The organism is Shinella zoogloeoides (assembly GCF_003574625.1).
GTDB classification, from domain to species: domain Bacteria; phylum Pseudomonadota; class Alphaproteobacteria; order Rhizobiales; family Rhizobiaceae; genus Shinella; species Shinella zoogloeoides_A.
Map to the genome: position 1 here is coordinate 1 of NZ_QNUJ01000006.1, position 13,533 is coordinate 13,533.

13 protein-coding genes and 1 pseudogene are annotated in these 13,533 nt (G+C 65.7%); 3 read left to right on the top strand and 11 right to left on the bottom strand.

The genetic code is table 11. The features are described 5' to 3' along the window. The 9 genes and pseudogenes from DSD28_RS12810 to gst all read right to left on the bottom strand — a co-directional run. Positions 1-182, bottom strand: a pseudogene (locus tag DSD28_RS12810) (amino acid ABC transporter ATP-binding protein); the annotation flags it as partial. Positions 183-235: 53 nt separating this feature from the next. Then, the gene (locus DSD28_RS12815; protein ID WP_119256804.1) at positions 236-1,558 is read right to left on the bottom strand and encodes an aspartate aminotransferase family protein; all 1,323 of its coding nucleotides are present in this window, start codon (positions 1,556-1,558) and stop codon (positions 236-238) included. An 18-nt stretch (positions 1,559-1,576) separates the two neighbouring features. Beyond that, positions 1,577-2,566, bottom strand: a complete 990-nt coding sequence (locus DSD28_RS12820) for a phosphotransferase (protein ID WP_119256805.1) — start codon at positions 2,564-2,566, stop codon at positions 1,577-1,579. Further along, the gene (locus tag DSD28_RS12825) at positions 2,563-3,264 is read right to left on the bottom strand and encodes a GntR family transcriptional regulator (RefSeq protein WP_162911381.1); all 702 of its coding nucleotides are present in this window, start codon (positions 3,262-3,264) and stop codon (positions 2,563-2,565) included. The genes DSD28_RS12820 and DSD28_RS12825 overlap by 4 nt, the downstream gene beginning before the upstream one ends. A gap of 2 nt (positions 3,265-3,266) precedes the next feature. Next, a complete protein-coding gene (locus DSD28_RS12830; protein ID WP_119256807.1) occupies positions 3,267-4,346 on the bottom strand; it encodes an amino acid ABC transporter permease in 1,080 nt (359 codons plus the stop codon). After that, entirely contained in the window at positions 4,343-5,467 is a 1,125-nt protein-coding gene (locus DSD28_RS12835; protein WP_119256808.1) for an amino acid ABC transporter permease, read from the bottom strand. Before DSD28_RS12835 ends, DSD28_RS12830 begins: the two co-directional genes overlap by 4 nt. Beyond that, positions 5,467-6,510 carry an amino acid ABC transporter substrate-binding protein gene (locus DSD28_RS12840; RefSeq protein WP_162911382.1) on the bottom strand — a complete coding sequence of 348 codons (1,044 nt, stop codon included), beginning with the start codon at positions 6,508-6,510 and terminating at the stop codon, positions 5,467-5,469. Before DSD28_RS12840 ends, DSD28_RS12835 begins: the two co-directional genes overlap by 1 nt. 76 nt (positions 6,511-6,586) lie before the next feature. Beyond that, complete coding sequence (locus tag DSD28_RS12845; RefSeq protein WP_119256810.1) at positions 6,587-8,080, bottom strand: NAD-dependent succinate-semialdehyde dehydrogenase; 1,494 nt, start codon at positions 8,078-8,080, stop codon at positions 6,587-6,589. Positions 8,081-8,353: 273 nt separating this feature from the next. Further along, complete coding sequence (gene gst / locus DSD28_RS12850) at positions 8,354-8,956, bottom strand: glutathione transferase (protein ID WP_119256811.1); 603 nt, start codon at positions 8,954-8,956, stop codon at positions 8,354-8,356. Between the two features lie 164 nt (positions 8,957-9,120). Here gst and DSD28_RS12855 point away from each other — a divergent pair, with 164 nt between their 5' ends. Both DSD28_RS12855 and DSD28_RS25915 read left to right on the top strand, forming a co-directional pair. After that, entirely contained in the window at positions 9,121-9,762 is a 642-nt protein-coding gene (locus tag DSD28_RS12855; RefSeq protein WP_119256812.1) for a thermonuclease family protein, read from the top strand. 109 nt (positions 9,763-9,871) lie between these two features. Further along, positions 9,872-10,033, top strand: a complete 162-nt coding sequence (locus DSD28_RS25915) for a hypothetical protein (RefSeq protein ID WP_162911383.1) — start codon at positions 9,872-9,874, stop codon at positions 10,031-10,033. Between the two features lie 74 nt (positions 10,034-10,107). On the opposite strand, the gene DSD28_RS12860 is transcribed toward DSD28_RS25915, so the two are convergent. Then, positions 10,108-10,947, bottom strand: a complete 840-nt coding sequence (locus tag DSD28_RS12860; RefSeq protein WP_119256813.1) for a fumarylacetoacetate hydrolase family protein — start codon at positions 10,945-10,947, stop codon at positions 10,108-10,110. A gap of 105 nt (positions 10,948-11,052) precedes the next feature. Here DSD28_RS12860 and DSD28_RS12865 point away from each other — a divergent pair, with 105 nt between their 5' ends. Beyond that, positions 11,053-11,757: a GntR family transcriptional regulator gene (locus DSD28_RS12865; RefSeq protein WP_119256814.1), complete on the top strand. Its 705-nt coding sequence runs from the start codon at positions 11,053-11,055 to the stop codon at positions 11,755-11,757. 73 nt (positions 11,758-11,830) lie between these two features. Here DSD28_RS12865 and DSD28_RS12870 read toward each other — a convergent pair whose 3' ends face one another. Then, positions 11,831-13,225 carry an efflux transporter outer membrane subunit gene (locus DSD28_RS12870; RefSeq protein WP_119257162.1) on the bottom strand — a complete coding sequence of 465 codons (1,395 nt, stop codon included), beginning with the start codon at positions 13,223-13,225 and terminating at the stop codon, positions 11,831-11,833. Between the last annotated feature and the right edge of the window lie 308 nt (positions 13,226-13,533).

A 13,533-nucleotide genomic window follows, 5' to 3' on the forward strand; every position in this document is an offset into this window, starting at 1 on the left:
GGACCGGCGATGACGATGCGCTCGCCTTTCATGACCTTGAGGTTGATGTCGCGCAGAACGTGGAAGTCGCCGTACCACTTGTTCATGTTGGTGATCTCGACGGCGACGTCCGTTGCGGAGACCTGCATTCTTGTCGTGTCGGCATCGAGATCGTCGGCACGTACTACATTTTCGCCCGCCATCGAGCATCCTCCTGCATTGCTGCGCCTTGCCTCCTCGGCCGCGCGGTTGATCGTTAAAGAGTGGCCAGCACCTCGTCGCAGACCTGCAAAAGCTCGTCCGCGTCGGCGATGGAGAAGGGCAGCGGCGGCCGGATCTTCAGCACATGGCCGAGCGGCCCGGATGCGCTGATGAGCACGCGGCGGCGGCGGAGCGCATTGACGAGGTCGCCCGCGGCGCCAGGAGAGGGCGCGCCGTCGGCGCCGAGAATGTCGACGCCGAGGAAGAGACCCTGGCCGCGGACGTTGCCGATGGCACCGTGGCGCTTGGCCAGTGTTTCGAAGCCGGCCTTCATATGCGCGCCGACCTTCGACGCATTCGCCAGCAGGTCCTCGTCCCGAAGGATATCGAGAACCGCCGTGGCTGCGGCGCAGGCGACCGGGTTGCCGCCGAAGGTGTTGAAGTAGCGCGCCTCGCGGGCGAAGCGTTCCAGCACCTCCTCGCGCGCGACGACGCCGGCGATGGGATAGCCGTTGCCCATGGGCTTGCCCATGGTGACGAGGTCGGGCACCAGCCCGTGGCGCTGGAAGCCCCACATATGCGAGCCCATGCGGCCGAAGCCGGCCTGAACCTCGTCGGCGATGAAGAGGCCGCCTGCCTCGCGGATCGCGGCGACCGCGCCGGCAAGGAAGCCGGCCGGCTCCGAAAAGACGCCGTCGCTGGAGAAGATCGTGTCGACCAGCAGAGCGGCGGGGCGGATGCCGTGGCGCTGCATGTCGGCGATGGCGGCGCGCACCTCGCGCTCGAAGAAGGCGCCGACCGCTTCCGGCGACCCGGCAAGGCGCGGATCGGGCGCGGCGACGGTGCGCACATCCACGGCCAGCGGCACGTTCAGGCCGAGGGACGGGGACATGGCGGCAATCGCGTGGCTGATGCCGTGATAGGCGTTGGCGGTGACGATGAAGCCGGTGCCGCCGGTGTGGTTGCGGGCGATACGCAGGGCGAGGTCGTTCGCTTCGCTGCCGGTGCAGGTCAGCATCAGGCGGTTGGTCTCGGCCGGGAAATGGGCAAGCAGCCGCTCGGCATAGCCGACGATGCTCTCGTCGAGATAGCGCGTGTGCACGTTGAGCCGTGCGGCCTGCTCGGCGATGGCCGCGACGACGCGCGGGTGGCAATGGCCGACGCAGGGTACGTTGTTATAGGCGTCGAGATAGGCATTGCCCGCCGCATCGTAAAGGCGCACGCCGCTCGCCCAGTCGAAATGCACCGGCTCCTCATAGAACATGCGGTAGGGCTGGCCGAGGACGCGCTGGCGGCGCTCCACGAGATCGCGCGTGCGCTCGTCGAGGTTTGCGGCGTTCGCGCTGTCGAACGCGTTGATCATCACGGGTACGCTCATGGCATGCACCTTCGTTCTCTAGAGGGCGGTCCTGAATGGATCTTGCGGAAACGACGACAGCCGCTCCAGCCGCATCCAGGAGGCGGGATTGTTCTTCATGATATAGGGGCGGTTGACCGGGTCGCGGTCCGCGAGGATTTCCGTGACCACGACATTGATCACGCAGCGCGCGATCATGAATTCCGGCAGAAGCTCGATCTCCAGCGCCTCCAGCGGCGAGGCCCGGTGATAGGCGCTGATGACATCGGCGGCATCTCGCAGATCATCCTCTCCGCCGCGAACCTGCAGCAGCGCCGCGCCGGCGAGATCGACGAGACGGGGCGCGTGGACGAGATCGCCGAAATCGAGGAAGCCGGAAAGACGGTCCGTCGCATCGCTGTCGACGAGGATATTCTGGCCGTTCATGTCGCTATGGACGGCCTGCGCGGGCAGTGCGGCCATGTGCGGCCCCGCGGCCGCCTCGAAGCGGTCGAGCATGGCTTCGGCGAGCGGCCGGCGCGCCTCGTCGATCAGCGTCAGGAAGGGGCGCAGACGGGCGATGTGCTTGACGTCCCAGATGAGGTCGCGCTCGCGCGAAAAGGGATGATAGAAGCTCGCCAGCGCCATGTCGAGACGGGCGACGGCGTCTCCAATGGCGTGGCGCAGTGTTGGCGTCGGTGCCTCAATGAAGGAAAACGGCGTGCCTTCGAGATAGGTCAGCAGGCGCAGGTAGCGGCCATCTTCAGTGCCGAGGAAGACGGCCTCTTCGCCGGTGAGGGCGGGCACGACGCGCGGGGCTGCGATATCAGGGGCGGTGTGCGCAATGTGGAGAAGCGCGGCGCTTTCGAGCATCGTGCCGTCGGCGCTTTCCGCGGGGTCCGAGACCTTCAGCGTAAAGGAAACGCCCTCGGCCGTGCGGATGCGGAAATTCTGGGTGCGCTCGCCGCCAAGCTCCGTCGCGCGGCCATCTACGCCGAAATGGCGAAGGGCGAGGGCTTCGGCCTTCGCGGTATCGAGCCGCGCCGTCATTCGTCCGCTCCCTGGAAGGAATCCGCGAGGATGCCGAAGCAGTTGACGACGTCGGAGACGACGGCCCTGCGCGCGGCCGCCGCGTCGTTTGCGGCGATGGCGGCGAAGGCCGTCTCATGGTCGGGAATGGCGTCGGTCAGCTTGCCGGGCTCTGCTTTGGCGAGGCGCACCGATGGCCCCATGCGCAGCCAGAGCGGTTCGATCATGTCGCGCAGGATCGGCGAGTTGCTCATGTCGGCGATATGCAGGTGGAAGCGGGCATTGGCACGCAAGAACCGGCTGGTGTCGTTGGCGTGCGCGGCTTCCGCCATGGCGTCGAAATGGACGCGCAGGCCCGCAAGGCTCTCGGGCGTTGCCGCCCGTGCCGCACGGGCGGCGGAAAGGCCTTCCAGCGCCACGCGGATATCGCGGATCTCCGTGAGTTCCGCGATGGTCAGCAGCGGCACGATGAAGGTGCGCTCGAGCCGCAGGGCACCGAGGCTTTCGAGCTTCTGCAGCGCATCGCGCACGGGCACCACGCTGGTTCCGAGGGCGGCGGCGAGGTTTCTGAGGACCAGCCGGTCACCGGGGCGGAATTCCCCGATGATCAGCTTCTCCTTGATCTGCTGGTAGATCTGCTCGTTGAGGGTATCCTGGACGAGCGTCCGGTAGGTGGGCATGGAGCCGCCGTCCGCCAGCGCGATTTCCTTCCTGTCCATGCCTAGTGCTTCTCGCTGGAGAACTCCCGCTCGAGGCGGCGGGAATGGAGGGAGAGGATGAAGCAGAAGATGAAGAAGGCACCGCCGACGACAAGGTAGGCCTCGCGGTAGAAGCCCAGCCATGCGCCGTCGGCGATGGCCCCGCGTGCTCCGCCAAGCACGTCGATGAGGCCGATGATGCTGATCAGCGTCGTGTCCTTGATGGACTCGATGAAGGTGTTGATGATCGCCGGCAGCGCGATGCGGAAGGCCTGCGGCAGCACGATGAGGCGGGAGATCAGGCCGCTGGAAAGCCCGAGGCTGTGGCCGGCCTCCGACTGGCCGCGCGGCACGGCTTCGAGACCGCCGCGGATCGCTTCTGCCAGATAGGCCGCCTGGAAGAGGATCAGCGCCACCTGCGCGCGCAGGATATTGTCGATCAGGTTGCCGCCGGGCAGCAGGAAGGGCAGCATGGTTGAGGCGATGAATAGCACCGCGATCAGCGGCAGGCCGCGCACGATCTCCACATAGAGCGAGCAGAATCGGCGGATGACGGCGGCCTTGGAGCGGCGGCCGAGCACAATGAAGACCGACAGCGGCAGGGCGAGCACGATGCCGAAGGCGGAAAGGCCGACGGTGAGCGGCAGGCCGCCCCAGCGGCTGGTGGAAACCGAGGGCAGGCCGAGGATGCCGCCACCCATCAGGACGAGGCTGATCACCATGACGGCGATCCAGGCGAGCGCGAGCGCCGGTTTCCAGAAGCGGCGGAAGCCGCTGAGGATGAGGATCGCGAGCACCAGCACGACGGCGAGCGTCGGGCGCCAGTACTGGTCGGCCGGATAGCTGCCGAAGAGGATGATGTGGTAGCGCTCGTGCAGGAAGGCCCAGCAGGCGCCCGCCGCCGCGCGGCAGGTATCGGGAGAGGCTTGTCCGAACACGGCATCGGTGACGGCCCAGCGGTAGAAGCGCGCGAGGACGTAGACGAGGCTGCCGGTGATCGCCACCGTCAGCAGGGCATGCGGCCACGGATTAAAGTAGGGGCGCAGCCAGCCGGCGAGGCCGCCATTGGAGGGGCGGGGGAGTGCGGCGGTAATTTCGCTCATGACTTCACCAGTTGCGCGCGCTTTTCCAGCCAGCGGATGACCGCGGAGGTCACGAGGCTGAGCGACAGGTAGATCAGAAGGTAGATGGACACGGTCTCGATGGCCCGGCCGGTCTGGTTGAGCGCGGTGTTGCCGACGGAAACCAGGTCCGGATAGCCGATGAGAACGGCGAGCGTCGTGTTCTTGATGGCGTTGAGATACTGGTTGGCGAGCGGCGGCAGCATGAGCCGCATCGCCTGCGGGGCGAGCACCAGATAGAGCGTCAGGATGGGGCTGAGGCCGAGCGAATGGGCGGCCTCCGACTGGCCTTTGGGCAGGGCGGCGAGGCTGCCCCGCACGATCTCGGCGATGAAGCCGGACGTATAGAACGAGAGCCCCACCAGCATTGCCAGATATTCCGGCGTCATGCCCATGCCGCCGCGGAAGTTGAAGCCCATCAGCGTCGGCTTCTGGATCTCGCCCCAGCCGAGCGCATAGACGATGACGCCGATGAGCGCGGCGGCCGAGAGGAACAGGCCGCTGGTCGCGGGCCGCGGGAAGTGCCCCGTCTCGTTGCGGCCGTGCACCATGGCGCGCCAGAAGAGGAAGCCGCAGGCGAGGGCCAGCACGGCGACGGCGGCAAGGACCGGACCTGCATCGCCGACGAGCACCGTCGGGATATAGAGGCCTCGGCTGGAAATGAAGATGGATTCCCCGAAGGTCCAGGCCTGGCGCGGCGGCGGCAGAACGCGGACGGCGGTGGCGCAGACGACGAGGATGAGCAGCAGCGGCGTGTTGCGCGTCACCTCGATATAGGCTTTCGCGAGGGCACGGAGCTGCGGGTGGGCGGTGCGGCCCGCAAGGCCGATCAGGATGCCGAGCAGGGTGGAGAGCACGATGGCGGCAAGCGCCAGCTTGACCGTGTTGAGCAACCCGACGAGCAGCGCCCGGAAATAGGTGTCGCCCGACCCGAAGGAGATCAGCGACTCGCCGATCGGGAACGACGTGGCGCTCCACAGGAAGCCGTAGTCGATGCTGATGCCGCGGGCGGCGAGGTTGGACGCAAGATTGTGCGACAGCCACGCAAGAACTGCGATGGCTGCCGCGACAAACAGCGCGTTTTGAAGGCGCTCGCTACGCATCAACGCAACGGGGCCGCATACATGAGACCGCCCTTCGTCCACAGGTCGTTGAGACCGCGGTCGAGCTTGAGGGGCGAAGCCTTGCCGAGATTGCGTTCGAAGCTCTCGCCGTAGTTGCCGACGGACGAGACGATCTTGACAACCCAGTCTTCCGAGAGGCCGAGATCCTTGCCGTTGCCCGGGGTCGTGCCGAGCAGCTGCTTGACTTCCGGATCCGGGGAGTTCTTGGCGAGATCCGCGACATTGGCCTGCGTGATGCCGAGACGTTCGGTTTCGACGAGGGCGAACATGACCCAGCGCGCGACGAGGAAGAGTTCTTCGTCACCGCTCTTCACGGCCGGTGCGTAGGGCTCCAGCGTGATGAAGTTCGGGAAGATGATGTAGTCGTCGACATTGCCGTTGCCCGCGCGCGAGCCGGCGAGGTTGCCGTAGTTGCCGCCGAAGGCGTCGCAACGACCGCCGAAGAAGGCCGCGTCGAGCTGTTCCCAGGCGCTGAGGACGAGCGGCGTGTAGTTGAGGCCGCGCGACTTGAAGAAGTTCTCGGTGTTCACTTCGAAGGTCGAACCCTGCAGGATGCAGACGGTGGCGTCAGCAAGCTGGTCCGGGCTGTCGACGCCGAGCGACTTCGGCACCATGAAGGTGTAGCCGTCGAAATAGTTCGGCGAGGCGAAACGCGCGCTCTGGGCGCCTTCGCGGTTGAGCGTGGTCGTCGTGTCGTGCGCCAGCACGTCGATCTCGCCCGAGGAAAGCAGGACGAAACGCTCGGAATAGGAGGTCTGGCGGTAGGTCACCTTGGAGGCGTCGCCGAGAATAGCGGCAGCCATGGACTTGCAGTAGTCGACGTCGATGCCGGCGAGCTCGCCATTGGCAGCAGGAGCGGAAAAGCCCGGAACGGCCTGGCCGACGCCGCAGACGAGATTGCCGCGGGCCTTGATGGCGTCGAGCGCGGCACCGGCCTCGGCGGTGCCGGCGAAGGACATGGCGCCCATCAGCGCGGTCGCGCAGGCGAGAACTCCCAGTTTCAGTGAATTCGCAAGTTTCATGTATTTCCCCTTTTCATGCGCATTCAGGTGAGGCCCGCAGGCACCATTGCCGGCGGGCTGCATTTCCGGCGGGCCGTCAGGCTGCCGATTGGGTGATGCAGACGTATTTGAGCTCGAGGAATTCCTCGATGCCGTATTTGGAGCCTTCGCGGCCGATGCCGGATTCCTTCACGCCGCCGAAGGGCGCGACCTCGTTCGACACCAGGCCCTCGTTGACGCCGACAATGCCGGACTCGATCTGCTCGGCGACCCGCCACATGCGGTCGAGGTCGCGGGTGAAAATGTAGGCGGCAAGGCCGGAGGCGGTGGCGTTCGCGGCCTTGATGACGCTCTTCTCATCGGAGAAGCGCTGGACCGGGGCGACGGGACCGAAGGTCTCCTCGCTCTCGAAGAGCATGGTGGCATCGACATCCGTCAGCACGGTCGGCTCGAAGAAGGTCTGGCCGAGGCCGTGGCGCTTGCCGCCGGTGGCCACCTTCGCGCCCTTACCGAGTGCGTCCGCCACATGACGTTCGACCTTTGTGAGAGCCGCTTCGTTGATCAGCGGGCCCTGCTGCACGCCGTCGACGAAGCCGTCGCCGACCTTCAGCGCACCGACGGCTGCCGAAAGGCGGGCGACGAAGGCGTCGTGGACGTTTTCATGCACATAGATGCGGTTCGGGCAGATGCAGGTCTGTCCGGTGTTGCGGAATTTCGCGTTGATGACGCCCTGCACGGCGACGTCGAGATCGGCGTCTTCGAAGACGATGAGGGGGGCATTGCCGCCGAGCTCCATCGCCACCTTTTTCACGGTGCTGGCCGACTGTTCCATCAGCAGCTTGCCGACGCGGGTGGAGCCGGTGAAGCTGATCTTGCGCACGATCGGGCTAGAGGTCATCTCGCCGCCAATGGCCGTTGCGTCACCCGTAACGATGTTGAAGACGCCCTTGGGAATACCGGCGCGTTCGGCAAGCTCGGCCAGCGCCAGCGCCGAATAGGGCGTGAATTCGGAGGGCTTGACCACGACGGAGCAGCCGGCGGCGAAGGCCGGGGCGCATTTGCGGGTGATCATGGCCGAGGGGAAGTTCCACGGCGTGATGGCGGCGACGACGCCGATAGGCTGCTTGAGCACCATGATGCGGGACTGGGCGCGCGGGGCGGGGATCAGGTCGCCATAGGCACGCTTGGCCTCTTCCGAGAACCATTCGGCGAAAGAAGCGGCATAGCGGATTTCGCCCTGGCTCTCGGTCAGCGGCTTGCCCTGCTCGGCGGTCATGATGGACGCGAGATCGGGAAGGTTTGCGACGATCAGGTCGAACCAGCGGCGCAGCACGACGGCGCGGTCCTTGGCAGCCAGCGCCGCCCAGCCATGACGGGCTTCTTCCGCCGCCTCGATGGCGCGGCGGGTCTCGGCGGCGCCCATGTTCGGTACCGTGCCGATCTCGATGCCCGTCGCCGGATCGGTCACGGTGACCGTATCGCCGCCATCGGCATTCACCCATTGCCCGTCGATATAGGCCTGATGACGCAACAGGGAGGGGTCCGCCAGACGCCCGATAAGGGCGTGACGCGTAATTTGGTGCACGGTCATGGATGAAAGTTCCTAGTTCACTCCAACAATCTGTCGAGTGTTATAACAAGCATCAAATTACAAAGAGTCAAGCCCCGTGCGTCGTCACGACGAGCGAAATGCCGGTCTTTTTTGAAGTGAGGGAAAGGGGAGGTGCAGCGGCCGAAGCGTTCGGCTCGTACCGACAGCTTTAAATTCAAAAGCTTGTTTGGGGGAGCTTCGGGCATTCGCCCAGGGCATCGGCTGTTTGGGCCGGAAGCGGGACCGGGGGCCGAAGCCTCCGGTCCGCGGATATCAGAGGAGGCCTTCTTCCTTCAGGGCGGCCTGTGCCTTCGGGCGCGCCATGACGCGTTCGCGCAGCTTCAGGGCCTTCGGATAGGCGCCGAGGTCGAGCTTGAGGCCGACGCCCCAGCCGATGATGACGGAGGCATAGGCATCGGCCTGGGTGAAATCGCCGAGCCAGTAGGGCTTGTCGTCCGACAGCATCGCCTCGAACTGGCCCATGCGACGGTTGATGTTGGCGATCACGCCGGCCTTCGCCTCGTCCGAAAGGTTGGGTGCGAAGAGGCCGCCATAGGCGCCGTGCAGGTCGGAGCAGAAGCCGAGGGCTTCCTGCAGCCGGGCGCGCTCCAGCGTGCCGTAGGCGGGCTTGAAGGCGGGAACGTCGGAACGATCGCCGATATACTGGAGGATCGCGGCGTTCTGCGTGATGACGACGCCGGGCTCCACTTCCAGCGCCGGGACGGCGCCGCGCGGATTGATCCCGAAATAGTCGGCATCGTGCTCGGTCTTCTTGGCCTTCAGGTCGACGGCTTCGAGCGTATAGGAAGAGCCGGCTTCGCTGAGGACGATATGCGGCGCGAGGGAGCAGGCGCCTGCCTTGTAGTAGAGCTTCACTGAAATCTCCTGTCAGATTGCAGCCGGGCTTCTATCAAGTCTGGCGCGCGCGGCAACAAAGCGGATGACAATTTTTCGTGTATGGCGGCCGCATCCCGGCCGGTCGGCGATCGGTAACCATATCTTCAAGAGATCGTCGCAATGTCCCGTGCAGGAGACAGACGATGGCGAAGAAGACGACCCGGCGAAAGAAGGCCTCGGGAGCGAAGCGCTCCGGCGCGCGGCGCGGCGGCGGCATGGCGCATTGGTATGTGCTCGGCGCGGCGCTTGTCGGCGGCATTCTCTACATGGACAACTGGACGCCCGGCCCCGAGAAGGGCGCGGCGGCGATCCGCACCGCTTCCATCGAGCGCGGGGAGAAGAAGCCCGCGCGCGAGACGGCGCTGGTGCGCGCCATGCCGACGCCGGCCGAACGGGTGGAGCAGAAGCTGCCGGCGGCCGAGAAGCTGCCGCCTTTTGCGGGGAAATGGTTCATCTGCACGACGCAGACCGATTATTGCGTGCTGGACGGCAGCACGATCCTCTATGCCGGGCGCAAGGTGCGGCTGGCCGATATCGATGCGCCGTCGATTTCCGATGCGCGCTGCGATGCAGAGCGCTCGCGGGGCGGGGACGCCAAGCTGCGGCTGCGCGAGATCCTCAACGAGGGCGATGTATCGCTGGTGGCGGCAAGGAGCCGCGCCGCCGGCAAGGCGGGAGCGGCGCCGCATATCGTGATGCGCGGCGGCCAGTCCATCGGCCAGAGGCTGGTGCGCGAAGGCTTTGCCCGGCCCTGGGCGGGGCGGCACCAATCCTGGTGCGGCTGATGTTTTGACCTTGCAGACCTTGTGTCTTTCCGGCACAAGCCAGACGCAAGCCTGCGTCCCTAAGCTTTCCGTTAACCGGGATGGTGCCGGCTGGAAAGGGGACAATGACATGTCGAACGACCTCGAGCGCTACAGCGATCCGGACAATGCAACGGTTGCGCTCTTCCTTCTCGAAAACGATGCCGACGAACTGACGGACATTCTGGTGGCCGCGTTGGACGAGGCCTTCCGCATCCTCGACGAGGACATGTCGCCCGCCACGGTGCACTGATAGCCGAGACGAAAGAGGGGCCTTCAAGGCCCCTCTCGCTTTATCCGTCTGTTTCCAGGCAATTCCCGGCCGGGTCAGCCGGCCGCCACGGCTTGGCGCTGGACGCCGAGGCCGGCAATGGAGACTTCCATGCGGTCGCCGGGCTTGAGGTAGCGCGGGGGCTTCATGCCCATGCCGACGCCGGGCGGCGTGCCGGTGGTGATGATATCGCCGGGTTCCAGGATCATGAACTGCGAGATGTAGTGCACGAGGAAGGGCACCTTGAAGACCATGGTGCTGGACGAGCCGTTCTGCACCAGCTCGCCGTTGACGCTGAGCTTCATGGCGAGGTCGCTTGTGTCCACCTCGTCCTTCGTGACCAGCCAGGGGCCGATCGGGCCGAAGGTCGGGCAGCCCTTGCCCTTGGTCCACTGGCCGCCGCGCTCGATCTGGTAGGCGCGCTCGGAAACGTCGTTGCACACGCAGTAGCCGGCGACATAGTCCAGCGCCTCGGCTTCCGACACATAGGAAGCGCGCTCGCCGATGACGACGGCCAGCTCGACTTCCCAGTCGGTCTTTTCCGAGCCGCGGGGAATGAGGACCGTATCGTCCGGGCCGACGATGCAGGACGGAGCCTTGTTGAAGAGCACCGGCTCGCTCGGAACGGCCATGCCGCTTTCGGCGGCGTGGTCGGCATAGTTGAGGCCGACGGCGATGAAATTGCCGACGCGGCCGACGCAGGCGCCGTAGCGGCTACCTTCCGGGGCGAGCGGCAGGCTCTTCGGGTCGATGGCGCGCAGGCGCTCCAGCCCGGCGCGGCCGAGAACCTCGCCGGCAATGTCCGGCACCACGCCGGAAAGGTCACGGATCTTGCCGTCCGCGTCGATCAGTCCGGGCTTTTCCGCGCCCGCCGCGCCAAAGCGCACCAGCTTCATAGTATCCTCCGTTGAGTGCCGGCCTTGCCGATTTCGGTTGCGCGTACCTTCCATCCGGTTTTACATGAAGTCAACGATTTTCGAAAATCCTTGCGAGTTTATAAGATGCGCAGTCAGACGGACCAGAAGCGGGCAGGCGGGCGGACGCTGGCGGGCGATGCCTACGAGGCGATCCGGCAGGCGATCCGCTCGGCGCGGTTCAAGCCCGGCGACCGGCTGCGCTTCGCCGATCTGCAGGCGCTCTGCGGCATGAGCGTGACGCCGGTGCGCGAGGCGCTGGCGCGGTTGACGGCGGAAGGCTTCACGGTCCTCGACGATCATCGCGGCTACAGCGTTGCGACACTGTCGCTCGAAGAGCTGCGCGATATCACGGCGGCCCGGCAGCTTTGCGAGAGCGAAGCGCTGCGGCTGGCGGTGGAAAAGGGGGATGCGGACTGGGAGGTGCGGGTGATCGCCGCCCACCACCTTCTCGCGCGCATCCCGCAGGTGCGCGAGGACATTCCCTCGGCGATCCGGGAGGACTGGGAGGAGCGGCACGCCGCCTTCCATGCGGCGCTGATCTCGGCCTGCGGATCGCCGATCCTTCTGGAAATCTGCGAGAAGCTGTTTTCGCGGGCCGATCGTTACCGGCGCATGTCGATCAGCGTCTCCGGCGGGGCGCGCGATGTCGAGGGCGAGCATCGCCGGCTGATGGAGCTGGCGCTCGCGCGCGACGGGAAGGGCGCGGCGGCGGCTCTGCGCGAGCATTACGGCCGCACGGCCGCCGCGCTCGACATGTTCTTCGAAACCGAAAGCGGCGGTCCCGCCTAGGCCGGACCGCCGCTTGGAATTCTCTCATTATATATATGCCGCCGGATGAGGCGCCCGGCGACCGCCCGACTGCTTACCGGCTGGCGACGGTCGGCGAACCGATCTCCGCGCCGCCGCCGATCGCGACGTTGAGCGAGACATAGTCGCGGGCAAGCTGGCGGATCGCCGAAGCGAGCGACAGGCGGGCCGAGGCGACGTTGCGTTCTGCGTCGAGCACGTCGAGGATCGTGCTGGCGCCGCCGCGATAGCTTTCGCGGGCGAGGTTCAGCGTCTGCTCGTAGGACTGCACGACCTTGCGCAGGGCGGCGACCGTCTGGCCGTCGCGGATCAGCGCGCTCTGGGCGTTCTCGACTTCTTCCACCGCGTTCAGCACCGTCGACTTCCAGGCCAGGTACTGCTGTTCGGCTTCGGAGCGGGCGATCTTGACCTGGGCCCTGAGCGCGCCGCCGTTGAAGATCGGCAGGGTCAGGGAGGGGCCGAAGGACCAGCTCGTTGCGTTCGTTGCGCCGGGGAAGATCCGCGATGCGCCGATGGAGCCGCCCAGCTCGATGCTCGGATAGAGGTCGGCCTCGGCAACGCCGATCTGTGCCGTCGCGGCCTGCAGAAGACGCTCGGCCGAGCGGATATCGGGACGGTTGCGGATGAGATCGGCCGGCACGCCGACGCGCGTCGAATAACGCGGCATCGGCTGCGCTGAGCCCTTGGTGAGGCTGGCCGTGATCGTGCCGGCCGGCACGCCAAGAAGGGTAGCGATATGGTTGGCCGACTGCAGGAAGCCGGTTTCAAGGGCCGGCAGGTCGGCGAGCGTCTGGTTGACGAGGCCTTCGGCCTGCAGCACATCAAGGCTCGAAGCGGCGCCCGCTTCCTTGATCTCGTTTGTCAGCTTCAGGGTCTCGCGGCGCGATTCCAGGTTCTTGCGGTTCAGCGCCAGTGCTTCCTGATAGTAGCGGGCGTTCACATAGCTCGATACGAGATCGGAGAGGTAGGCAAGCCGCGCCACATTGACATTATCATAGGCGGCGTCGAGCGAAGCGTTGGCGGACTCCTTGGCGCGGCGGTACTGGCCGAAGAAGTCGAGAAGCCACGAAGCATCCGCCCCGGCGCTCAGCGTCCGGGTCTCGCCGGTGCCATTGTTATGCCCACCCTTTGCCGTCGCTCCCGCCGAAGCGCCGAGGCTCGGCAGCGAGCCAGCGCCAGCGACGACCACGCCCTGCTCGGCCGCGGTAATGCGCTCAAGCGCCGTCAATACGGAGAGGTTTTCGCCAATGCCCTGATGCACAAGGCTGTTCAGCCGCTTGTCGCGGAAGGATTCCCACCACGGATTGAGCGTCACGTTCTCGGCGCTCGATGTCTTGCTCTCGGTGAATTTGGCCGGAAGCGCGGTGTCGGGCTTCTGGTAATCGGGGCCGACCACGCAGCCCGACAGGAGGAGCATGCTCAGAGGGAAAAGCGTCCGTGTGAAATTCATGTTCATACCCTGCCGGTCACTGCGGCTTAATTAACACAACAAAATCGCGATTCACTCTTTATTCATGTTTCACCGGAAGATCGAGCCTCCATCGCGAAAAAGAATGGTCCCACAGCGTTTTTTCCCCGCTTCGTTTCGGGTGTGTGTCCCATGGGCAACTGGAGCATTTGCCCAATGCGGCGATCTTCGCCCATAGGGTGAGGTGGCGGCCTTTCCGCGCCGCCGCAGGGTTGCGTCACGGCTTTTCCCCGGAATGTCCGTCTTGGCGACATATTTTCCTGGAATATGCTGCAAGCGCGAAAACTATT

Bases quoted from the DNA above. Each gene is read 5' to 3' on its own strand.
- DSD28_RS12815 (WP_119256804.1), bottom strand. From the start codon at position 1,558: ATGAGCGTACCCGTGATGATCAACGCGTTCGACAGCGCGAACGCCGCA.
- DSD28_RS12820 (WP_119256805.1), bottom strand. From the start codon at position 2,566: ATGACGGCGCGGCTCGATACCGCGAAGGCCGAAGCCCTCGCCCTTCGC.
- DSD28_RS12825 (WP_162911381.1), bottom strand. From the start codon at position 3,264: ATGGACAGGAAGGAAATCGCGCTGGCGGACGGCGGCTCCATGCCCACC.
- DSD28_RS12830 (WP_119256807.1), bottom strand. From the start codon at position 4,346: ATGAGCGAAATTACCGCCGCACTCCCCCGCCCCTCCAATGGCGGCCTC.
- DSD28_RS12835 (WP_119256808.1), bottom strand. From the start codon at position 5,467: ATGCGTAGCGAGCGCCTTCAAAACGCGCTGTTTGTCGCGGCAGCCATC.
- DSD28_RS12840 (WP_162911382.1), bottom strand. From the start codon at position 6,510: ATGAAACTTGCGAATTCACTGAAACTGGGAGTTCTCGCCTGCGCGACC.
- DSD28_RS12845 (WP_119256810.1), bottom strand. From the start codon at position 8,080: ATGACCGTGCACCAAATTACGCGTCACGCCCTTATCGGGCGTCTGGCG.
- DSD28_RS12855 (WP_119256812.1), top strand. From the start codon at position 9,121: ATGGCGAAGAAGACGACCCGGCGAAAGAAGGCCTCGGGAGCGAAGCGC.
- DSD28_RS25915 (WP_162911383.1), top strand. From the start codon at position 9,872: ATGTCGAACGACCTCGAGCGCTACAGCGATCCGGACAATGCAACGGTT.
- DSD28_RS12860 (WP_119256813.1), bottom strand. From the start codon at position 10,947: ATGAAGCTGGTGCGCTTTGGCGCGGCGGGCGCGGAAAAGCCCGGACTG.
- DSD28_RS12865 (WP_119256814.1), top strand. From the start codon at position 11,053: ATGCGCAGTCAGACGGACCAGAAGCGGGCAGGCGGGCGGACGCTGGCG.
- DSD28_RS12870 (WP_119257162.1), bottom strand. From the start codon at position 13,225: ATGAATTTCACACGGACGCTTTTCCCTCTGAGCATGCTCCTCCTGTCG.